Here is a 20466-nt window from a genome sequence, read left to right on the forward strand (position 1 = left end):
CACGTCAGACGGCGCCGACATAGTTCCTGATGTAACGATGCCCGAGGCTGGTCAGCAGCTCATAGCCGATGGTTCCGCCGGCGCGCGCCACGTCGTCAATGGCGATGTTTCGGCCGAAAAGCTCGATGTAATCGCCCGGCCGCGCTGCACCGGCCGGCAGGTCCGTGACGTCGAACAGACTGAGGTCCATGGTGACGCGCCCCACATGCGGCACGCGCTTGCCGTGCAGGAAGCCGAATGCCCCTGATGGCGTTGCCTGCCGTAGAGCCACGCCGCCGCCGGAGACCGAACGATGGTAGCCATCGGCGTATCCGACAGCGACGGTGGCGATGCGGCTGTCCCTGTCGAAGCGGGCGGAGGCGCCGTAGCTCGCCGTGCCTCCGGCCGCGACCTCGCGGATCTGGATGATCCTGGCTTCGGCGGTTACCACTGGGGTCATCGGGTTGATGGCATCGTTGACCGCCTCGCCGCCATAGACGGCGATGCCCGGCCGGGTGAGCTCGAAATGATAGTCGGCGCCCAGGAACACACCGCCGGAATTGGCAAGGCTTGCATCGACACCCTCATAGGCAGCGGTCGCTTCGCGGAAGCGCCCGAGCTGGTAGGCGTTCAACGGGTGCTGCGGTTCGTCGGCACAGGCGAGGTGGCTCATGATCAGGACTGGCGAGAAGCTTGCGGGTCGCGCCGGGTCATTGGCAAGCGCCACGGCGGCCTCGACCGAGAGGCCCAACCGGTTCATGCCGGTATCGATATGCAGCACGCAGGGGTGGTCGCCGCGCTCGGAAAGAGCCGCCATGAATACCGCAAGCTGCTCGTCGGAATTGATGATCGGCACCAGGTCATTGTCGAAGAAGAGCTCTTCGTTGCCCGGCCACATGCCCGCGAGAATGTAGATACGGCCCTCCGGAACGAGGGGGCGCAGTTCCGCACCTTCCTCGGCATTGGCGACGAAGAAGTCGCGCGCACCGGCGGCATAGAGGGCAGGGGCTGCATCATCGATGCCGAGGCCATAGGCGTCCGCTTTCAGAACCGCTGCCGCCCGCGCCTTGCCGGAGCGGGCATTCATCGACCGCCAATTGTCGGCAAGCGCACCGAGATCGATCGTAAGGCGGTTGGAGGCGGAAAGAAATTCTGGGGGGAGCATGCCGGACACTCTTCGTGGACGATACGAAGAGCAATACAGCCAACGGCCCATGGTCGCAAATGCGCGCCTGTCGCATCGCCGTCACGCGGGCCTTGAAGGAAGGACGAGCACTTTTGTGCAAGACGGGATCGCCTCGGGTCACTATGGTTGCCCAATGCAGACGATTTCGCAGGAAGAAGCCATAGAGGTCATGCCGATTGAAGGCGGTGAGCGCACGCGCTTCTGGCGCGATCCTCGCTTTATGGGCATGGAATGTCTGACGGCGACCTTCATTACCCATGAATTCGCGCCGCATGCACATGAGACGTTCAGCATCGGCGCGATCGAGGCCGGCTCGCAGATCAGCAAGATCAAGGGCGAACGTTCGGAGGCGGGCCCTGGGTTCTTCTACCTGATCAACCCCGACGAAATCCACGACGGCCACCCCGGCGGCAGCGGCTATCGTTATCGCATGGTCTATCCGAGCGCCGATCTGCTGGTGAACATCATCGAGGACGTGACCGGTCGCGCTTTCAAGGGAACGCCGTCCTTCTCGAGGCGGGTGCTGCAGGATCCGGACCTCGCCTTGTCCTTTCATCAAGCACACCGAACGCTTGAGCTGGCCGGCGGCACGCTCGAAGCCGAAGAAAGAATGTTCGGCGTGCTTGCGGCGATGTTCGAGAGGCACGGCAGTACGATCATCACCCCGATCGAGACGCGCGAGCAGTCCCCCGTGCATCGGGCGCGGGACTATCTGATCGAGAATTATGCTGAAGACGTCGGGCTCGAGGAACTCGCCAAGGTCGCAGGGCTCAGCCGCGCGCACCTGATCCGCGCCTTTCGCAAGGAATTCCATATCACTCCACATGCCTTTCTGACCGACAAGCGCGTGCGCACCGCCAAGACCTTGCTCAGGCATGGCTGGTCGGCGGTGGATGCGGCGTATCAGTGCGGCTTCGCCGATCAGGCGCATTTCAGCCGCCACTTCAAGGCGCGCACCGGCGTGACACCCGGCGCCTTCCGTGCCGGCTGATCACTTTCGTTCAATACGGGACCTGCTTCCGCCTATAGACGTTCTCCGTTTCGTGTGAATGGAGACAGGGACGTTGCAGGTAAGAAATGCGTTGCAGGAATTTCGGGCCGCGGCGATCGCGATGACGCCGCTGATCGTAGCCGTCATGCCGATCGGCCTGGTGTTCGGTGCGGTGGCGGCGGCCAAGGGGCTGACGCCGGCCGAGGTGACGCTGATGAGCGCACTGGTCTTTGCCGGCGGGTCGCAATTCGTCGCCATGGATATCTGGACACATCCGGCGTCCTGGGCCGCACTCGGCTTCTCGGCTCTGCTCGTCAACATCCGCCATGTGCTGATGAGCGCTTCGATCGGCAGCAAGCTTGACGGTTTCTCCGGGCCGGCGCGCTATGCCTCGATGCTGCTTCTCGCCGATGAAATCTGGGCCATGGCCGAGATGCGCGCGAGCAATGGCAAACTCACGCCCGCCTGGTATGCCGGCCTCGCCGTGCCCTTCTACTGCGCCTGGGTCCTGACGAGCCTGACGGGCGCGATGGTTGGCGCCCTGCTGGGCGATCCCAAGGTCATCGGCCTCGACTTCGCATTCCCTGCCGTTTTCATCATCCTGGTCATGGGGTTCTGGAAGGGGCGCGAAACGGGTGCCGTTCTGGCCGCGAGCGCTTGTGCGGCCGTGGTCACGCATCAATTGCTGCCGGGCGTCTGGTACATTGCGGCGGGTGCTGCAGCCGGCGTCGTCGTGGCTATGCTTTCAGGCGGACACAAGGAGGCCCACGCATGAGCGTCGATCTCAACACTTTGCTTGCGATCCTGGCCATGGCAGTCGCGACGGTCGCGACCCGCATCGGCGGTCTCGTGCTGATCCGCTATGTCACGATCGGAGAAAACCAGAAGCGCGCCCTCGAGGCCATTCCGCCAGCGGTTCTGATGGCGGTCATCGCTCCGACGGCAGTGGTCACCGGCCCGGCCGAAACGATTGCCGCTGCCGCGACGGCGGTTGCTGCAACCAGGCTGCCGCTCTTGGCATCCGTTGCCGTCGGCGTGGTTTCGGTGGCGCTGTTGCGTCAGGTTCTAGGCGGCGCCTGGTAAAAAGGCGGTGCCGGTTGAGCCCAGCACGTTTGGGCGGCTCGTTGTGAAGTAGAGCGGGCTGGGAAACCGCAAACATTTTTCCCAGCCCGCTCCGGCCGCCCCCACGGAACTCTAGTGTTCTTCGTACTGGGTGAAGGAGGGATCGGCGAGATCGGTGAAGCGCGTGAATTCCGACTGGAAGGCGAGCTTCACGGTGCCGGTCGGTCCGTGACGCTGCTTGGCGATAATCACGTCCGCCGTGCCCTTTACCTGCTCCATCTTCATCTTCCACTCTTCGTACTTCGGATCGAACTCGTCGCGCGGCTCCAGGTTCTTCACGTAGTATTCCTCGCGGAACACGAAGAGCACGACGTCGGCGTCCTGCTCGATCGAGCCCGATTCACGAAGGTCGGAGAGCTGCGGGCGCTTGTCTTCGCGGCTCTCCACCTGACGGGAGAGCTGCGACAATGCGATGATCGGAACATTCAGTTCCTTGCCGAGCGCCTTGAGGCCGGTGGTGATCTGGGTGATTTCCTGCACGCGGTTGTCGCTCGATTTGCCCGAGCCGGTCATGAGCTGGATATAGTCCACTACCAGGCAATCGAGGCCACGCTGGCGCTTCAGGCGCCGGGCGCGGGCGGAAAGCTGGGCGATCGAGATACCACCGGTCTGGTCGATATAGAGCGGCACCTTCTGCATCATCTGCGAGCAGGCGACGAGCTTTTCGAAGTCGGCCTCGGAAATTTCACCGCGGCGGATCTTCGACGAGGAGACCTCGGTCTGCTCGGAGATGATACGGGTGGCGAGCTGTTCGGACGACATTTCGAGCGAATAGAAGCCGACGACGCCGCCGTTCCTGGCCTTGAACGAACCATCCGCCTGGACTTCCGGTTCGTAGGCGGCGGCGATGTTGTAGGCGATGTTGGTGGCAAGCGAGGTCTTGCCCATGCCGGGACGCCCTGCAAGCACGATCAAGTCCGAGCGCTGCAGGCCGCCCATGCGGGCGTCGAGGGATAGGATGCCGGTGGAAATGCCGGAGAGGCTGCCGTCGCGCTCGAAGGCCGCACCCGCCATGTCGATCGCGAGCGCGACGGCATCGTTGAACGACTGGAAGCCGCCGTCGTAGCGGCCGGTCTCGGCGAGTTCGAACAGGCGACGCTCGGCATCTTCGATCTGGCCCTGCGGCGGCATGTCGAGTGGCGCGTCATAGGCGATATTGACCATGTCCTCGCCGATCGTGATCAGCGAACGGCGAAGAGCGAGGTCGTAGATCGCGCGGCCGTAGTCTTCCGCGTTGATGATCGACACGGCTTCGGCAGCGAGACGCGCAAGGTACTGCGCGACGGTCAGGTCACCGACCTTCTCGTCGGCCTTGAGGAAGGTCTTGATGGTGACGGGGTTCGCGGTCTTGCCCATGCGGATGATGTCACCGGCAACCTCGAAGATCTTGCGGTGCAGCGGCTCGTGCAGATGCACGGGCTTCAGGAAGTCCGAGACACGATAGAAGGCGTCGTTGTTGACGAGGATCGCGCCGAGCAAAGCCTGTTCGGCTTCAAGGTTGTTCGGCGCCTCGCGATAGTGCTGGTCCGCCTGATCCTTGCCGATAGGGGATAGCTTTCGCGCCGCGTCATTCATGTCGTTTTATCTCTGCCTTTGTCTGGTGTGGCACCGGTTTGCGATCTACCGCGAGCCGGGTCAAGTGCAGGGGGGACACACTCGCAAAGCGTCTCATCGCAGCCTCGCGCTTTTCCCGTTGTTCGACTGATCCACAGGTCAGGTTCACAAAAGCGTAGAATCTCGCCTTGCCACAAAATTGGCCGTTGACGCGACGAATCACCCGAGCCTTCCGGGCATGGGGGAGTCTAGCGCCGTCCTCCCCCACCTCAAAATCCTGATCTTGAAAATCCCCCGCATTTGGATTAGATAGAGTCAAAATAATTAGCATGCTAGTAATATGGAAAAGATACCAATGTATCAGCCCACCGTGAACCGCGAATTGTTCGATGCTCTGTCGCTGGTCAATCGCAAGCTGCGGGCCGTGTTCGATGCTCGAGTGAAGGAGAGGGGGCTCACGCTGTCGCGGGCCCGAGCGCTCTTCGCCTTGACTCGGAGGGATGGTTTGAACCAGCGCGAGCTGGCCGATGAGCTCGATATTGAAACGCCGACACTGGTGCGTCTGCTCGATGGCATGGAGAAGCAAGGTTTCATCGAACGGCGGGTCGAGGCCTCCGACCGGCGCGCCAAGCAGATCCATATGACTGAGTTCGGTCGCTCGGTCGCTGACGAAATCCTTAGGCTTGCCGACGAGATCCGGGCGGAAGTGCTGCAAGGTATCGATGCCGCCGAACTTGCCGTGACGCAACGGGTGGTGCGGGCGATCGCCGACAACGTCCAGTCGCTGGCGCGAGAGTGACGGCGATGAGCGCAGTCGCGACCGCTGCTGCAAGCGACAATCGCAACGCCGCTCCGCTGGAGACGGGCGCGGCCGGCGACGACCAAGAGGAAATTTCGCCTGCTGCACCGGTCCCGGCGCCCGCCCCAATGCCGGTCGACAAAAGCCTGGCACTATCGGCGGTCTATGTCGTCGGGTCGGTTCTCCTGTTCCTGACGCAGGGCCTGGGCATGAACCTGGCGCTTGCCAATCTGACGCAGATCCAGGGTTCGCTCTCGGCGACCTCGGTCGAGGCCGGCTGGCTGTCGGCGGCCTACATGGCGCCCAATGTCAGCCTGTCGATCGCGCTGGTGAAGATTCGCGCTCAATACGGGCTGCGCCGCTTTGCCGAAATCAGCATCGTCGGCTTCGTCATCGTATCGCTGATGAACGTCTTCGTTTCCGACCTGCATTCGGCCATCGTCGTCCGCTTCATCAGCGGCATTGCTGCTGCGCCGATGTCGACGCTCGGCTTTCTCTACATGCTCGAAGCCTATCCGCCGGCGCGCAAGCTGACGGTCGGTCTGGCACTGGCGCTCACCTGCACGACGATCTCCGCGCCGATTACCCGTCTCATCTCGCCGACCCTGATCGAATACGGCCAGTGGCATGCGCTCTACACGCTCGAAATGGCGTTGGCACTGATCGCGCTGCCGATCATCTATCTGCTGCCTCTGACGCCGGTGCCGCATGCCAAGGTCATCCAGCGCATGGATATCCTGAGCTATCTGCTCGTTGCCGTTGCCTTCGGCTGCCTGGCCATCGTGTTGACCATGGGGCGTCTCTACTGGTGGTTCGAGGCACCCTGGCTCGGCGTCCTTCTGGTCGTTTCAATCGCAACACTGACGACCGTGGTGCTGATTGAACTCCATCGCAAGGTGCCGTTGATCGACATACGCTGGATCGCCTCGAAGGAGATCGTGCACTTTGCTGCCGTTCTGCTCGTCTTCCGCCTGGTTGCCTCCGAGCAGTCCACGATCGCGACGAATTTCTATCAACAGCTCGGCCTCCAGTTCGAACAGGTCGCGACGCTGTATTGGATCATCCTTGCCGCGGCGATAGCCGGCGGCCTGCTCTGTGCCGTGCTGATGAACCCGCAGCATGCAGAGAGTGTGCACGTCCTGGCGCTCGGCCTGCTGGCGACCGGCGCCTACATGGACAGCCAGGCGACGAGCCTGACACGGCCCGAGCAGATGTATCTGAGCCAGGCGATGATTGCCTCGGGCACTGCGCTCTTCCTGCCGCCGGCCATGGCGCGCGGCTTCAAGGCGGCGCTTGCGAAGGGGCCGAGCTATATCCTGAGCTTCATCGTGATCTTCCTCTTCACCCAGAGCATCGGCAGCCTGATCGGCTCCGCAGCCTTCGGCACCTTCGTAACGATCCGTGAAAAATTCCACTCCAACATTCTCTCCGAACAGATCGTCTTGTCGAACCCGTTGGTTGCCCAGCGCGTCAACCAGCTCTCCGCCGCCTATAGCAAAGTGATGGGCGACAAGACCTTGCTGGGTGGCGAGGGCACCGTGCTCCTGTCGCAGCAGGTCACCCGCGAAGCCTACATCCTTGCCTACAACGACGCATTCCTGCTTGCCGCCGTGATCGCGCTTGTCGCGCTCGCCGGCCTGCTCCTGCACATGTCCTACAATTGGCTCACGCAGCGGCTGACCGGCCCCGCGCCGGCGCCGGCCGCCTGATTAATCGAGTTGAAGACCATGCTGAAGTTCCTACGTTCCCCGACCACCATCATTGTGCTTCTCGCCGGCATCGCCGGCGTGACCCTCGTGCTCTATGCCTGGCGGCTGCCACCGTTCCACAGCTCCGTGGAGATGACGGAGAATGCCTATGTGCGCGGCTACGTGACAATCATGAGCCCGCAGCTTTCGGGCTATGTCGCCGATGTTCCCGTGCACGACTACGAGGCGGTCAAGGCCGGGCAGTTGCTGGTGAAGATCGACGATCGCATCTACGCCCAGAAGCTGGCGCAGGCCGAAGCGACGCTTGCCGGGCAGAAGGCGGCGCTCGCCAACTCCCATCAGCAGGAACTGTCGGCCAAGGCCGGTATCGCCGCCAGCGAAGCGCAGCTCGATAGCGCCAAGGCGGCCTTCAATCGGGCGCGCGCCACCTGGGATCGCATTCGCCCGCTTGCCGAAAAGGGCGTGTCGACGCGCAGCGATGCCGATCAGGCGCGTGCCGGCTTCGAACAGGCGGACGCGGCTGTGAGCCAGGCTGAGGCCGGGCTGGAAGTGTCGAAGCAGGCATTGGCGACCACGCTTGGCGCGCGCGCCGGATTGGAAGCTGCCGTGACCGGTGCCGAGGCGGCCGTCGAACTGGCGCGTATCGATCTCGAAAATACCCGCATCGTTGCGCCGCGTGACGGCAGGCTGGGCGAGATCGGCGCTCGGATCGGTCAATATGTGACGGCGGGATCACAACTGCTCGCGCTGGTGCCGAACGAAGTGTGGGTCGTCGCCAATTTCAAGGAGACGCAACTCGACGGCATGAAGGCTGGCCAGCCCGTCGCCATTGCGGTCGACGCCCTGCAGAAGAGCGAACTTACGGGACACATCGAGCGCTTCTCGCCGGCAGCCGGTTCGGAATTCAGCGTGATCCGCGCGGACAACGCCACAGGCAACTTCACCAAGGTGGCTCAGCGCGTCGGCGTGCGGATCGTGGTCGATCCCGGTCAGCCGCTGGCTGAGATGCTCTCGCCCGGTCTCTCGGTCGTCGTGCGCGTCGACAAGGACGCACGGGCGCGGACTGCAGCGGATCAGGTGACCAGCGACGCCGTGCCCGTCGCTGCGCATGGGTAATCTGCCGCCTCGCGTCTTGCGATTTTAGTTCTACCCCCTGGAGCCAATAAAAAAGCCCGGATCGATGATCCGGGCTTTCGTATATGGGATGGCCGCTAAGGCTTATTCTTCTTCGCCTTCGAATTCGGCTTCCGGGTTGAAGAAGTCTTCCGGCTTCAGAGCGTCTTCGTCAACGCCGTAGATGGCGTCGGCCGAGGTCAGGCTTTCGCCCTTGGACTGGCGCTCGGCTTCTTCAGCCGAACGGGCAACGTTGACTTCAACCGAGATCTCGACTTCCGAGTGCAGGTGCAGCGTGACCTTGTGCAGGCCGATCGACTTGATCGGGTGGTTGAGGTCGACCTGGTTGCGTCCGACGTTGAAGCCTTCGGCAGCGAGCACTTCGATGATGTCGCGAGCAGCAACCGAACCGTAGAGCTGGCCGGTTTCGCCAGCGGAGCGGACGATGACGAAGGTCTTGCCGTCGAGCTTTTCGGCAACCGACTGGGCTTCCGACTTGCGCTCGAGGTTGCGGGCTTCGAGCGTCGAACGCTCAGCTTCGAAACGGGCCTTGTTGGCGGCGTTGGCGCGCAGCGCCTTGCCGAGCGGCAGCAGGTAGTTGCGAGCAAAGCCGTCGCGGACCTTTACGGTTTCGCCCATCTGGCCGAGCTTGGCGATACGTTCGAGAAGAATGACTTGCATGTTGGTTTTCCTTTCAGTGTTCCAATTCGTTGGTCAGTTTTTTCCAACCGGCGTGACCGCGATGGTGCGTCGCGTATCGATCAGGCCGGACAGGAGGAAGAAGAATGCCGGGATCGTGAACACGAGCACCGACAGGTATGCGATCCACAGCACGGGAAGCCGCCAGGACTTGCCGCGCGTGCGGAAATGGAAGGAGGCGAATCCGGCAAGCAGGAAGCCCGCGCCGAAGGTTCCGCAGATCAACGCGCCGATCGTTGCCGGCGCGCCGCCGAGGAAGGTGAGGACCAGGCCGCCGAGGAAGATGAAGATCGCGTTGCGGTGCATGCGTAGCGTCGAGGGGATATCCTCGCGCGGGCGTAGCGCCCGGCCCGACATCTGCACGATGCGGGTCGCGACATAATAGGCGGTAAAGAGCATCAGCACCCAGATCGCACCCTGGACGAGTGGCAAAGCGAGCGTGAAGAGCGACTTGATCTGGGCAACGGCAGTGACGTCCGGATTGTAGCCCGGGTCCTGCGCCTTCACCGCCTGGATGACGATATCGACCATGCGGTCGGAGATGTCGGCGCCATAGCCGACGATGAAGCCGACGATGATCATGCCGATGGTCACGAGGCCGGCGAGGTGGCTGAGAATATCGGAGAGCGGATACCAGGCGAGCGCTTCATCCGGACCGCCGAGTTCCGAGGCCGGGCGGGCAAGATTGGCGAGGTGGCTGAGCCAACCGGCCGGGATCAGCGTGACGACGAGGATCAGCAGCGCGAAATAGGGCGAGATGAGCGCGGCAGCGGTGGCACCTGCGCTGACGATCGCGGTGATCGCCGCTGCATTGCCCCAGCCAAGGCCGGCAATCAGGATCGGGAGCGCGGACGCAGCATAGAGGACGATCGCAAGAGACGACTGCGTGTTCGCGCCCATCGACAAGAGGGCGGCGGTAAAGCCGGCGAGAACGCCGGTCAGCAGCGATGTCCTGTTCACATTCGTCACGTTCGCTGTCCTGCTTCGTGCAGTTAGGGGATGGCAAAGCCCGGCCCCAGCATGGGATTTTGGTGCTTTCGCACCGGTTCCGATCCGCGCCCACCGCGGAAGGGAGGGAAAGAGGCGCTCACCTAAGGGGAGCGCCTCTCCCTAGAGTCAATTTCCGTCGAGTCAGTCGACCAACGGAGAGTCAGCCGTTCTTAGGAAACGACGTAGGGCAGCAGGCCGAGGAAGCGTGCACGCTTGATCGCCTGGGCGAGCTCGCGCTGCTTCTTCTGGGAAACGGCCGTGATGCGGGAAGGAACGATCTTGCCGCGCTCGGAAATGTAGCGCTGCAGCAGGCGGATGTCCTTGTAGTCGATCCGCGGAGCGTTTGCGCCCGAGAAGGGGCAGGTCTTGCGGCGACGGTGGAACGGGCGACGAACCGGAGCGGAAGAAACTTCAGCCATTGTCTTTATCTCCTAAAGCTTCTTGATTACGCGCGGTCTTCGCGCGGACGACGCGGGCGGTCTTCGCGGTCGCCACGGTCCGGACGCGGACCACGGTCGCCGAAGCTGCGCTCCGGACGGTCGCCATCGCGGCGCGGACGATCGTCGCGGTCGCGCTTCTGCATCATGGCAGACGGGCCTTCCTCGTGCTTCTCGACGGCGATCGTCATGTAGCGCAGGACGTCTTCGTTGATGCGCATCTGACGCTCGATTTCGTGAACAGCCGCTGCCGGAGCGTCGATGTCCATCAGAACGTAGTGAGCCTTGCGGTTCTTCTTGATGCGGTAGGTGAGGGACTTCAGGCCCCAGTTCTCGACGCGACCGACCTTGCCGCCGTTTGCTTCGAGCACGCCCTTGTACTGCTCGACGAGACCGTCGACCTGCTGCGGCGTGATGTCCTGGCGGGCCAGGAATACGTGTTCATAAAGAGCCATTGTGGCTTGCCTTTCTTGCGTTAATCAGCCCGGACCTCGGCGGCTAAGCCTCAACGACTGTTCTTAGTGGCTGACAGGCAGCCGGCAAGAAAGTGTTGTATCGAGACGGTCGAGAGCGGAGACACGGGAGGCCGGAAAGACTTGCAATCCTAACGGCTCCCCTCGAGGAAGCCGGCCCTCCGTTCAGCCACCAGCCAGAAGACCGGGCATTTCGAACAGCGCGCTTATACGCATTTTTCGCGGGAAGGCAAGGCTTGGCGCATCTTTTAGATATCTAGGCCAGCGCTTTGACCTTCTTCCACTTGCGCAAACGCCCTGAGGCATTGGCGTAGGGAGAGGATGTGTTGAACTGAATCATGCGACCAAGCGTCCATTTGCCGTACCACGGTTTCCCGTAGAGCGCCTGGTCGTCCCGCGCCTTGATCAGCGCTTCCAGCGTTTCCTTGCTGCGTCTCAGGCGGGCGATGAGCTCCGCCGGCGAGAGAGCCCGGAAATCGGCATAGAACTTCTGTGCGAGCCTGCCGAGCTCGTTCCATTTATATTCGGTCTCGGGGAAGTCGACGCGTTCGCCGCGCTGATCGCGGTCGATCCACTTGGTGACGAGTTCGCCCCAGCCGATGAGGTAGGCGACGAGATCGCCGACGCTCATCGTGGTGCCCTTGGCGTGCCCTTCGAGCGAAGGCTCGCGAAATTGGTCGTCGGAGACCTGATCCAGTTCGCGCATCAGCTTGGCGAACTGGACGTCGATCGCCTTGAGCAACTCCGCTTTTGTCTGAGGCACGGCCATCGGCGATCGATTCTCGCCTTTAGATCGGCATGGGGTAGAGACGGTGCAGCCGCCGAATGCCATTCACGACGTCCTGCGACAGGGTGAGGTCGACGGCGCCAAGATTGGTCTTCAGCTGTTCCATCGATGTTGCGCCGATGATGACGGACGCCATGAACGGCCGCGTCAGGCAGAAGGCGATTGCCATCTGAGCGGGATCGAGGCCGTGCTCGCGTGCAAGCTGCACATAACCGGCAACCGCCGGCTCCTGGTGCGGCGTGAAGCGGCCGCCGAGGTCGCCGTTGATCGAGAGGCGGGAGCCCGTCGGCTTGGCGCCGTCCAAATACTTGCCGCTGAGCAGTCCGGCTGCGAGCGGCGAATAGGCAAGCAGGCCCACGTCCTCGTGATGCGATAGCTCGGAAAGGTCGAGATCATAGGCGCGGTAAAGCAGATTGTATTCGTTCTGCACCGAGGCGACCCGCGGCAGGCCGTATCGTTCGGCCATGTCGATGAACTTCATCGTTCCCCAGGCCGTTTCGTTGGAGAGACCGATGGCGCGGACCTTGCCGGCCTTCACGAGATCGCCGAGCTTGTCGAGGATCGCCCTGAGATCGCCGGCGACTTGCGCCTTGTCCTGCTTGGCCGGGTCGTAGGACCAGGCATTGCGGAAATGATAGTGACCGCGGTTCGGCCAATGGATCTGGTAGAGGTCGACATAGTCGGTTTTCAAGCGTCGAAGGCTGGCGTCGATTGCCTGTTCGATGCCTTCCGGCGTGGTAGGACCGCCATTGCGAATATAGGGCCGGCCGGGGCCGGCGACCTTGGTCGCGAGCACGACGTCGTCGCGGCGGCCGCGCTTTGCCAGCCACTCGCCGATGAAGCGCTCGGTATCGCCGTAGGTCTCGGACGAGAGCGGCGTCGTCGGGTAGAGTTCTGCCGTATCGATGAAATTCACGCCCTTGTCGAAGGCGTGGTCCAGTTGTTCATGCGCTTCGGCGACGGAATTCTGCGAGCCCCAAGTCATGGTGCCCAGGCAGATTTCCGAGACCCTGATGTCGGTGCGGCCAAGCGTGTTGTAACGCATTGAATGGAGATCCTTGTGAAAGACGTGCATCGGCCCCGTGGGACAAGGGGTGCGCGCGCCGGAAATGGAGTGATAGCCTTCGCCCTTGGGAGTGTTGAAGGCAGGTCGACTTCGGGCGGCAAACTTACGCCTTGATTGGTGAAGATCAAGGGCAAAAGGCGGCTGCGGCTCGGTTCGGCGGGCCTTGCGCGCTTGACTCGCCGTTCAGGAATGTGAATGGAGAGGAAACCAGAGCGGGGCAAGAAAAAGCGTGTGCGGTTATCCGCCCGCGTCCCGCTCTAACTCATAAGAACCGATCACTATGATTTTGTGTCGATTCGACCCAAAATCATAGTGATCTAGGGAAGGGACTATCCCATGAGCATTGCATTCACGTTTCCAGGCCAGGGCAGCCAGGCTGTCGGCATGGGCAAGGATCTGGCGGACGCTTTTCCGGAAGCCGCTGCCGTCTTCGCCGAGGTTGACGAGGCGCTCGGAGAGAAGCTGTCCGAGATCATGTGGAACGGCCCCGAGGAAACGCTGACGCTGACCGCGAACGCGCAGCCGGCGCTGATGGCCGTATCGATGGCCGTCATCCGGGTGCTCGAAGCCAGGGGACTCGACATCAAGTCGAAGGTCTCCTTCGTCGCTGGCCATTCGCTGGGCGAGTATTCGGCGCTCTGTGCTGCCGGCACCTTCTCGATCGCCGACACGGCGCGTCTCCTGCGCATTCGCGGCAACGCGATGCAGGCGGCCGTACCGGTCGGCAAGGGTGCGATGGCTGCGATCATCGGGTTGGAGCATGCCGATGTCGAAGCCGTCTGCCGCGAGGCTTCGGCACTCGGCTCCTGCCAGATCGCCAACGACAATGGCGGCGGCCAGCTGGTCATTTCCGGAGAGAAGTCTGCCGTCGAGAAGGCTGCCGCATTGGCATCCGAAAAGGGAGCGAAGCGCGCATTGATGCTGCCGGTCTCCGCACCCTTCCATTCGAGCCTGATGGCGCCGGCCGCCGACGCCATGCGCGAGGCTCTCGCCAAGGTCGAGAAGCACAATCCCGTCGTGCCCGTGGTCGCCAACGTGCTCGCTGCACCGGTCAGCGACGCCGGCGAAATCGCCCGATTGCTCGTCGAGCAGGTCACCGGCCAGGTCCGCTGGCGTGAGACGGTCGAATGGTTTGCCGCCAACAATGTCACGACGCTTTATGAACTCGGTTCCGGCAAGGTCCTGACCGGGCTTGCCCGCCGGATCGATAAGACTGTCAACGGTATCGCCGTCAATACGCCTGCCGATATCGACACGGCTCTTGCAGCACTGCTCGCGTAAGCCGTCGAACAAGCGCACCAGTTACAAGGAATCAATCAGATGTTCGATCTTTCCGGCCGCAAGGCTCTCGTCACCGGTGCATCCGGTGGTATCGGCGAAGAAATCGCCCGCATGCTGCACGCACAGGGCGCGACCGTCGGCCTGCACGGCACGCGCGTCGAGAAGCTGGAAGCGCTCGCCAATGAACTTGGCGATCGCGTGCAGCTCTTCCCGGCCAACCTTTCGGATCGCGCTGAAGTCAAGGCGCTCGGCGAAAAGGCGGAAGCCGAGCTCGGCGGCGTAGACATTCTGGTCAACAATGCCGGCATTACCAAGGATGGCCTCTTCGTTCGCATGAGCGACGAGGACTGGGATGCTGTTCTCGAAGTGAACCTGACCGCCGTGTTCCGCCTGACGCGCGAACTCACCCATCCGATGATGCGCCGCCGCTTCGGCCGCATCGTCAACATCACTTCGATCGTCGGCGTCACCGGCAATCCCGGCCAGGCCAACTACTGTGCCTCCAAGGCCGGCATGATCGGCTTCTCCAAGTCGCTGGCCCAGGAGATCGCGACGCGCAACGTCACCGTCAACTGCGTTGCTCCAGGCTTCATCGAAAGTGCGATGACCGGCAAGCTCAACGACAAGCAGAAGGACGCGATCATGGGCGCGATCCCGATGAAGCGCATGGGCACCGGCGCGGAGATTGCGTCGGCCGTCGTCTATCTCGCGTCGAACGAGGCTGGCTACGTCACCGGCCAGACGATTCACGTCAATGGCGGCATGGCCATGATCTGATCCGGTTTCCGGGATGTGCCGCCCGCCGAGATTGTGCGACGGGTGATATTCAACGTCCCGGGACACCGCCTGCCAAATGCCTGAAATTCAATGTTGAGCAAGCGAATGTCAGGCATTTTCGGACTTTGCGGCAGACTTAAACCGTGTTAATCGGGCCATGACTGTTAGCAGTCGACCGGTCCCGCCAGGTGTCCGGCAGCCTTGGCTGCCCTGGGTTTGCCGCAGTTCCGGTTGGATGGATTGCCGGGTAGGCCGTCTTGGTCTATCAGGCTTACATAAGAGTACCGGTGCCGGAATAGGCGCCTACAGAAACGAAGGTCGAGGAACTCCGACATGAGCGATATCGCAGAACGCGTAAAGAAAATTGTTATTGATCATCTTGGCGTCGACGCCGAAAAGGTCAGCGAAGGCGCAAGCTTCATCGATGACCTCGGCGCGGACTCGCTCGACACCGTCGAACTGGTCATGGCTTTCGAAGAAGAATTCGGCGTTGAAATCCCGGACGACGCTGCTGACTCGATTTTGACTGTCGGCGACGCCGTCAAGTTCATCGAAAAGGCTCAGGCCTAATATCTGAGCGGCTACGGCCGCAGACGGGCCGCCGAAAGCGGCCCGTTTCAGCCTAGGGAAGTGGGCTGTCCCGCAAGCGCGGGTGCCGATCAGCAAGCGTTCTCCGCTTTTCCCTCTGATCGTGAATGAGAACCTTAAAATGGATGCCCGGATCGAGTTCGTCACACGTGGTCCGATCCGGCTCTGAAATTGAAAAGTCAGGGTGGGTCGCGGACTATGAGACGTGTCGTTATCACCGGTACCGGCATGGTATCTCCCTTGGGTTGCGGAACTGAGGCGACGTGGGCGCGCCTTCTTGCCGGGCAGAATGCTGCACGCAAGGTAACCGAATTCGAGGTCGAGGACCTTCCTGCCAAGATCGCCTGCCGCATTCCCTTCGGTGACGGCACCGATGCCACCTTCAACGCCGACGACTGGATGGAGCCGAAGGAGCAGCGCAAGGTCGATCCGTTCATCGTCTACGCGATGGCGGCCGCCGACATGGCGCTTGCCGACGCCGGCTGGAAGCCGGAGACCGACGAGGACCAGATCGCGACCGGCGTGCTGATCGGATCGGGCATTGGCGGTCTCGAAGGCATCGTCGAAGGCGGCTATACGCTGCGCGACAAGGGCCCCCGCCGCATTTCGCCGTTCTTCATTCCCGGCCGTCTGATCAACCTCGCCTCGGGCCAGGTGTCGATCCGCCACAAGCTGCGCGGCCCGAACCACTCGGTCGTGACCGCCTGCTCGACCGGCGCGCACGCGATCGGTGACGCCAGCCGCCTGATCGCGCTCGGCGATGCCGACGTCATGGTCGCCGGCGGTGCTGAATCGCCGATCTGCCGGATCTCGCTCGCGGGCTTTGCCGCCTGCAAGGCGCTGTCCACCCAGCACAATGACGACCCGCAAAAGGCATCTCGCCCCTACGATGTCGACCGTGACGGCTTCGTCATGGGCGAGGGCGCCGGCGTCGTCATCCTCGAAGAGCTCGAGCACGCCAAGGCGCGTGGCGCCAAGATCTATGCGGAAGTGGTCGGTTACGGCCTTTCCGGCGATGCCTTCCACATCACCGCGCCGTCGGAAGATGGTGACGGCGCCTATCGCTGCATGCAGATGGCGCTGAAGCGCGCCGGACTGACGGCGGCCGACATCGACTACATCAACGCCCATGGCACCTCGACCATGGCGGACACGATCGAGCTCGGCGCGGTCGAGCGCCTGGTCGGCGAGCATGCGTCGAAGATCTCCATGTCCTCGACCAAGTCGGCGATCGGTCACCTGCTTGGCGCTGCCGGTGCTGTCGAAGCGATCTTTTCGGTGCTCGCGATTCGCGACAATATTGCGCCGCCGACGCTCAACCTCGACAATCCGTCTGTGGAAACCAAGATCGACCTCGTGCCGCACGTCGCGCGCAACCGCGAGATCAACGTGGCGCTGTCGAACTCCTTCGGCTTCGGCGGCACGAACGCCTCTCTGGTCCTGCGCCGTTACACGGGCGCCTGATCGGGCCCCTGCCAATCATCGGATCGATCCAACAAGTCGGTCCGATGATCCTGCTTTTGCCGCATTGCTCGCTACAAGCATGTTTTGGGAGGATGCGCCGCCATCGCGGCGGCGTTGCCGACCGCTATGTTCGCGCAAGGCATATCTGTCAGCTTGCCATTTAGCTATTGCCGGGAACATGTCGTTCGCCCCAGGGATAACCGAAGGCGGCGCGTTCCGAACGACTGCATGTCTCCTGTCCGGTTTAAGGATGAAGCAGGCAGCCATTTAGAGTGTTACAGCGACCTTAACGCGTCCTATAAGACGTGCGGTTCTGTAAAGTGTCAGGTCCCCATCGCGTTCTCTTGAATGGACGGTGAACCGACACATTTCTGTGGTTCTTGGGTGCCAATGCACCGCGCCGCAGGTCTATTGTGTTGAAGACTGCGGAATGCCGCCCGCCAGGTCGGCGCCGTTTATGAAATTGACTTAAGCCTGCCATGGTCCAGTCCGAAATTCGCACCGGGGCAGGATAGAGAATGAGGCTGCGAATTTCGGGTTCGGGATAATCGTGAGCGACTCAAACGATAACGGCGCGGCGCAATTCGGCCGCAATGAAAACGCGAGCAACGGGCCGATCATTCCGAAATCGGCAAACGAGGCACTGCGCCCGGAAAAAGTGCCACAGCCCCCGAAGCGGTCGCGCAAGGCGCGCAGCCAGGTGGTGATTTTCCTGAATTTCGTGATGACCATCATCGTCTTTGCGGCACTCGCTGCGGCCGGCACGGTCTACTATGCCATGCATCAGTACGAGAAGCCGGGTCCGCTGCAGGCAAACCAGAACTTCATCGTCAGGGGCGGCGCCGGCATGAGCGAGATCGCCAGCGGTCTCGAGCGCAGCAACATCATCACCGATGCGCGCGTCTTCCGTTTCGTCTCGGAGGCCTATCTCGACAACGAGACGCTGAAGGCCGGCGAATACGAGATCAAGGCCGGCTCGTCGATGCAGGACGTGATGCAGCTTCTGAAGTCGGGCAAGTCGATCCTCTATTCGGTTTCTCTGCCCGAAGGCCTGACCGTCAAGCAGATGTTCCACAAGCTTTCCGACGATCCGGTCCTGGTTGGCAATCTGCCGACCGAGCTTCCGCCGGAAGGTTCGCTGATGCCCGATACCTACAAGTTCACACGCGGTACCAAGCGCGGCGAGATCGTTCAGCAGATGGTTGCCGCCCAGAAGGTTCTGGTCGATCAGATCTGGGAGAAGCGTGATCCGAACCTGCCGGTCTCGACGGTCGAGGAACTCGTCACGCTGGCTTCGATCGTGGAGAAGGAAACCGGCCGCGCCGACGAACGGCCACGGGTCGCCTCCGTCTTCATCAACCGGCTCGACAAGGGCATGCGGCTGCAGTCCGACCCGACGATCATCTATGGCATTTTCGGCGGTGACGGAAAGCCGGCGGACCGACCGATCCTGAAGTCCGACATCGACAAGCAGACGCCCTACAACACCTATATCATCAAGGGGCTGCCGCCGACGCCGATCGCCAATCCGGGCCGTGCAGCGCTGGAGGCGGTCGCCAATCCTTCGCGCACGCCGGAGCTCTACTTCGTGGCCGACGGTACGGGCGGCCATGTCTTTGCCGAGACCCTGGACGAACACAACGCGAATGTAAGGCGTTGGCGCAAGGTGGAAGCCGAGAAGGCTGCGGAAGCCGCAAAGGCGGCCGCCGACGCTGGAACGGCCGAACCGGCAGCGACAGCAGCGCAGCCGCAATAAACGCCTGCATTGTGGACGGATAGATCACGGCGCGGATATCCCTTGCGGGATGCCGCGCCGTCGACTTATTGCTTCTGCTGAAACACAACGGAGGTGACGATGCCGCTCCAATCGATGACCGGCTTTGCCCGGAGGGAAGGCAGCAGTGGCCGCCGCCGTTGGGCCTGGGAACTGCGCTCCGTCAACGGCAAGGGTCTTGATCTCAGGTTACGCCTGCCGCAGGGGCTCGAGCGCTTCGAGCCCGAAGTGCGCAGGCTCGCGGCCGATTATTTTTCGCGCGGCAATCTCCAGATCGGACTTTCCGTCAGCGGCGCGGAAGCGACCGTCGAGGCGGTGGTCAATCAGGGTGCGCTGACGGCGGTCTTGAACTTGCGCGAACAGCTCGGCGATCTCGTCGACCCGGCGCCGCTGAAGTTCGACACGTTGCTTTCCATCCGCGGCATTGTCGATTTTCGCGAACCGGAAGAAAGCGAAGAGGAGCGCGCCGCGCTTGATACGGACATCCTCGAAGGACTGAGGCTGGCGCTTTCCGACCTCCGTGTCATGCGCGAAGACGAGGGGGCCACGCTCTGTCAGATCCTGCTGGCGCAGGTTGAAGGCATCGAGACACTCACGGCGACGGTAGAGGCGGATCCATCGCGCAGCGCCGCGGCGATCGCCGATCGGCTCGCGCAGCAGGTGGCCCTGGTCATGGACAATGGCTCCTCGCTCGACCGGGAACGCCTCTACGCCGAAGTGGCGCTGCTTGCCACCAAGGCGGATCTTCGGGAAGAAATCGACCGGCTCGGCTCGCACATCGTTGCGGCGCGCGATCTGTTGTCGAAGGGCGGCCCGGTTGGCCGCAAGCTCGACTTCCTGGCACAGGAATTTAACCGAGAATCGAATACGATCTGTTCCAAGTCGAATGCGGCCGCCGTATCGGCCGCCGGCATCGAACTCAAGGTCGTCATCGACCAGTTCCGCGAACAGGTCCAGAATCTGGAGTAAAGCATGACCCCGGCGACCCCTTCGCCCATCAAGATTGCCCGTCGTGGGCTGATGCTCGTCATTTCCTCGCCGTCCGGTGCTGGAAAATCGACGATCGCGCGCAACCTCCTGGAAGCTGATCCGGAGATGAGCATTTCCGTCAGCGTGACGACGCGCCAGCGCCGCCCGAGCGAAATCGACGGACGGCATTATCATTTCAAGACGATCCGTGAATTCGAGGCGCTCAGGGCAACCGACTCGCTGCTCGAATGGGCCGAGGTGCACGGCAACTTCTACGGAACGCCGCGCGACGCCGTCGAAGCGGCGATGGCCGCCGGCCGCGACATGCTCTTCGACATCGATTGGCAGGGCGCTCAGCAGCTTCAGGAAAAGATGGCCGGCGACGTCGTGTCGATCTTCATTCTGCCGCCGTCGATGGCCGAGCTGCAGTCACGCCTGCATCGCCGGGCGGAAGACAGCGAAGAGGTGATTGCCACGCGGCTTGCCAATTCGCGCGCCGAGATCGAGCACTGGCGGGAATACGACTACATCGTCCTCAACGACGACCTCGACCGCGCGTTTTCTGCGGTGCGGGCGATTGTCGAGGCGGAGCGTCTGCGCCGCGACCGGCGCCCGGGTCTGTTTGACTTCGTCAACGGGCTCCTGACGGAGAACCCGTTCTGACAACTGCAAAAGAATGGCTCCTTCGGGAGCCATTTTCGAATCGCG

General features: G+C 62.3%; 21 protein-coding genes. 13 read left to right on the forward strand and 8 right to left on the reverse strand.

What is annotated here, in order from left to right; translation table 11 throughout:
• Positions 1–4: 4 nt before the first annotated feature.
• Positions 5–1144, reverse strand: a complete 1140-nt coding sequence (gene alr / locus AC3WWH_RS05745) for an alanine racemase (protein ID WP_058320239.1) — start codon at positions 1142–1144, stop codon at positions 5–7.
• A gap of 154 nt (positions 1145–1298) precedes the next feature.
• Here alr and AC3WWH_RS05750 point away from each other — a divergent pair, with 154 nt between their 5' ends.
• The 3 genes from AC3WWH_RS05750 (at position 1299) to AC3WWH_RS05760 (ending at position 3239) form a co-directional block, all read left to right on the forward strand.
• The gene (locus AC3WWH_RS05750) at positions 1299–2156 is read left to right on the forward strand and encodes an AraC family transcriptional regulator (protein WP_058320238.1); all 858 of its coding nucleotides are present in this window, start codon (positions 1299–1301) and stop codon (positions 2154–2156) included.
• 121 nt (positions 2157–2277) lie between these two features.
• Entirely contained in the window at positions 2278–2931 is a 654-nt protein-coding gene (locus tag AC3WWH_RS05755; protein ID WP_057252904.1) for an AzlC family ABC transporter permease, read from the forward strand.
• Positions 2928–3239 (forward strand): AzlD family protein, encoded by a 312-nt coding sequence (locus AC3WWH_RS05760; protein ID WP_058320237.1) that lies wholly within the window; start codon positions 2928–2930, stop codon positions 3237–3239. The genes AC3WWH_RS05755 and AC3WWH_RS05760 overlap by 4 nt, the downstream gene beginning before the upstream one ends.
• 111 nt (positions 3240–3350) lie before the next feature.
• On the opposite strand, the gene AC3WWH_RS05765 is transcribed toward AC3WWH_RS05760, so the two are convergent.
• A complete protein-coding gene (locus AC3WWH_RS05765) occupies positions 3351–4853 on the reverse strand; it encodes a replicative DNA helicase (RefSeq protein WP_492376899.1) in 1503 nt (500 codons plus the stop codon).
• Between the two features lie 334 nt (positions 4854–5187).
• Between AC3WWH_RS05765 and AC3WWH_RS05770 the strand changes: the two genes are divergently transcribed.
• The 3 genes from AC3WWH_RS05770 to AC3WWH_RS05780 all read left to right on the forward strand — a co-directional run bounded on the left by AC3WWH_RS05770 (position 5188) and on the right by AC3WWH_RS05780 (position 8456).
• The gene (locus AC3WWH_RS05770) at positions 5188–5631 is read left to right on the forward strand and encodes a MarR family winged helix-turn-helix transcriptional regulator (RefSeq protein WP_058320235.1); all 444 of its coding nucleotides are present in this window, start codon (positions 5188–5190) and stop codon (positions 5629–5631) included.
• A gap of 128 nt (positions 5632–5759) precedes the next feature.
• Complete coding sequence (locus tag AC3WWH_RS05775) at positions 5760–7340, forward strand: MFS transporter (RefSeq protein WP_113399298.1); 1581 nt, start codon at positions 5760–5762, stop codon at positions 7338–7340.
• An 18-nt stretch (positions 7341–7358) separates the two neighbouring features.
• Positions 7359–8456 carry an HlyD family secretion protein gene (locus AC3WWH_RS05780; protein ID WP_058320233.1) on the forward strand — a complete coding sequence of 366 codons (1098 nt, stop codon included), beginning with the start codon at positions 7359–7361 and terminating at the stop codon, positions 8454–8456.
• A gap of 102 nt (positions 8457–8558) precedes the next feature.
• On the opposite strand, the gene rplI is transcribed toward AC3WWH_RS05780, so the two are convergent.
• From rplI to AC3WWH_RS05810, 6 genes are all read right to left on the reverse strand, one after another.
• Positions 8559–9134 carry a 50S ribosomal protein L9 gene (rplI, locus tag AC3WWH_RS05785; RefSeq protein WP_057252717.1) on the reverse strand — a complete coding sequence of 192 codons (576 nt, stop codon included), beginning with the start codon at positions 9132–9134 and terminating at the stop codon, positions 8559–8561.
• 33 nt (positions 9135–9167) lie between these two features.
• Positions 9168–10121, reverse strand: coding sequence for a YybS family protein (locus AC3WWH_RS05790; RefSeq protein ID WP_058320232.1), 954 nt, complete (start codon positions 10119–10121; stop codon positions 9168–9170).
• 191 nt (positions 10122–10312) lie between these two features.
• Positions 10313–10561, reverse strand: coding sequence for a 30S ribosomal protein S18 (gene rpsR / locus AC3WWH_RS05795; RefSeq protein WP_025426448.1), 249 nt, complete (start codon positions 10559–10561; stop codon positions 10313–10315).
• Between the two features lie 26 nt (positions 10562–10587).
• Positions 10588–11034, reverse strand: coding sequence for a 30S ribosomal protein S6 (gene rpsF / locus AC3WWH_RS05800; protein ID WP_057252714.1), 447 nt, complete (start codon positions 11032–11034; stop codon positions 10588–10590).
• A gap of 274 nt (positions 11035–11308) precedes the next feature.
• Entirely contained in the window at positions 11309–11821 is a 513-nt protein-coding gene (locus AC3WWH_RS05805) for a ClbS/DfsB family four-helix bundle protein (protein WP_058320231.1), read from the reverse strand.
• A gap of 19 nt (positions 11822–11840) precedes the next feature.
• Positions 11841–12884, reverse strand: coding sequence for an aldo/keto reductase (locus tag AC3WWH_RS05810; RefSeq protein WP_058320511.1), 1044 nt, complete (start codon positions 12882–12884; stop codon positions 11841–11843).
• A 357-nt stretch (positions 12885–13241) separates the two neighbouring features.
• On the opposite strand from AC3WWH_RS05810, the gene fabD reads away from it, so the two are divergent.
• The 7 genes from fabD to gmk all read left to right on the forward strand — a co-directional run bounded on the left by fabD (position 13242) and on the right by gmk (position 20421).
• Positions 13242–14186, forward strand: coding sequence for an ACP S-malonyltransferase (gene fabD, locus AC3WWH_RS05815; RefSeq protein ID WP_058320230.1), 945 nt, complete (start codon positions 13242–13244; stop codon positions 14184–14186).
• Positions 14187–14225: 39 nt separating this feature from the next.
• Positions 14226–14963 (forward strand): 3-oxoacyl-[acyl-carrier-protein] reductase, encoded by a 738-nt coding sequence (gene fabG / locus AC3WWH_RS05820; protein WP_034803959.1) that lies wholly within the window; start codon positions 14226–14228, stop codon positions 14961–14963.
• A gap of 333 nt (positions 14964–15296) precedes the next feature.
• Positions 15297–15533, forward strand: coding sequence for an acyl carrier protein (locus tag AC3WWH_RS05825; protein WP_003531676.1), 237 nt, complete (start codon positions 15297–15299; stop codon positions 15531–15533).
• Positions 15534–15749: 216 nt separating this feature from the next.
• On the forward strand, positions 15750–17015 hold the full coding sequence (fabF, locus tag AC3WWH_RS05830) for a beta-ketoacyl-ACP synthase II (protein WP_058320229.1): 1266 nt from the start codon (positions 15750–15752) through the stop codon (positions 17013–17015).
• 550 nt (positions 17016–17565) lie between these two features.
• Positions 17566–18771 carry an endolytic transglycosylase MltG gene (gene mltG / locus AC3WWH_RS05835; RefSeq protein WP_058320228.1) on the forward strand — a complete coding sequence of 402 codons (1206 nt, stop codon included), beginning with the start codon at positions 17566–17568 and terminating at the stop codon, positions 18769–18771.
• Between the two features lie 99 nt (positions 18772–18870).
• On the forward strand, positions 18871–19758 hold the full coding sequence (locus AC3WWH_RS05840; RefSeq protein WP_057252703.1) for a YicC/YloC family endoribonuclease: 888 nt from the start codon (positions 18871–18873) through the stop codon (positions 19756–19758).
• Between the two features lie 3 nt (positions 19759–19761).
• Entirely contained in the window at positions 19762–20421 is a 660-nt protein-coding gene (gene gmk / locus AC3WWH_RS05845) for a guanylate kinase (RefSeq protein WP_057252701.1), read from the forward strand.
• Positions 20422–20466 lie beyond the last annotated feature (45 nt).

The organism is Ensifer sp. EB106-03-01-XG145, assembly GCF_058792075.1.

Excerpts from the sequence above, each read along its gene's own strand:
- alr (WP_058320239.1), bottom strand. The coding sequence starts at position 1,144 with ATGCTCCCCCCAGAATTTCTTTCCGCCTCCAACCGCCTTACGATCGAT.
- AC3WWH_RS05750 (WP_058320238.1), top strand. The coding sequence starts at position 1,299 with ATGCAGACGATTTCGCAGGAAGAAGCCATAGAGGTCATGCCGATTGAA.
- AC3WWH_RS05755 (WP_057252904.1), top strand. The coding sequence starts at position 2,278 with ATGACGCCGCTGATCGTAGCCGTCATGCCGATCGGCCTGGTGTTCGGT.
- AC3WWH_RS05760 (WP_058320237.1), top strand. The coding sequence starts at position 2,928 with ATGAGCGTCGATCTCAACACTTTGCTTGCGATCCTGGCCATGGCAGTC.
- AC3WWH_RS05765 (WP_492376899.1), bottom strand. The coding sequence starts at position 4,853 with ATGAATGACGCGGCGCGAAAGCTATCCCCTATCGGCAAGGATCAGGCG.
- AC3WWH_RS05770 (WP_058320235.1), top strand. The coding sequence starts at position 5,188 with ATGTATCAGCCCACCGTGAACCGCGAATTGTTCGATGCTCTGTCGCTG.
- AC3WWH_RS05775 (WP_113399298.1), top strand. The coding sequence starts at position 5,760 with ATGCCGGTCGACAAAAGCCTGGCACTATCGGCGGTCTATGTCGTCGGG.
- AC3WWH_RS05780 (WP_058320233.1), top strand. The coding sequence starts at position 7,359 with ATGCTGAAGTTCCTACGTTCCCCGACCACCATCATTGTGCTTCTCGCC.
- rplI (WP_057252717.1), bottom strand. The coding sequence starts at position 9,134 with ATGCAAGTCATTCTTCTCGAACGTATCGCCAAGCTCGGCCAGATGGGC.
- rpsR (WP_025426448.1), bottom strand. The coding sequence starts at position 10,561 with ATGGCTGAAGTTTCTTCCGCTCCGGTTCGTCGCCCGTTCCACCGTCGC.
- rpsF (WP_057252714.1), bottom strand. The coding sequence starts at position 11,034 with ATGGCTCTTTATGAACACGTATTCCTGGCCCGCCAGGACATCACGCCG.
- AC3WWH_RS05805 (WP_058320231.1), bottom strand. The coding sequence starts at position 11,821 with ATGGCCGTGCCTCAGACAAAAGCGGAGTTGCTCAAGGCGATCGACGTC.
- AC3WWH_RS05810 (WP_058320511.1), bottom strand. The coding sequence starts at position 12,884 with ATGCGTTACAACACGCTTGGCCGCACCGACATCAGGGTCTCGGAAATC.
- fabD (WP_058320230.1), top strand. The coding sequence starts at position 13,242 with ATGAGCATTGCATTCACGTTTCCAGGCCAGGGCAGCCAGGCTGTCGGC.
- fabG (WP_034803959.1), top strand. The coding sequence starts at position 14,226 with ATGTTCGATCTTTCCGGCCGCAAGGCTCTCGTCACCGGTGCATCCGGT.
- AC3WWH_RS05825 (WP_003531676.1), top strand. The coding sequence starts at position 15,297 with ATGAGCGATATCGCAGAACGCGTAAAGAAAATTGTTATTGATCATCTT.
- fabF (WP_058320229.1), top strand. The coding sequence starts at position 15,750 with ATGAGACGTGTCGTTATCACCGGTACCGGCATGGTATCTCCCTTGGGT.
- AC3WWH_RS05840 (WP_057252703.1), top strand. The coding sequence starts at position 18,871 with ATGCCGCTCCAATCGATGACCGGCTTTGCCCGGAGGGAAGGCAGCAGT.
- gmk (WP_057252701.1), top strand. The coding sequence starts at position 19,762 with ATGACCCCGGCGACCCCTTCGCCCATCAAGATTGCCCGTCGTGGGCTG.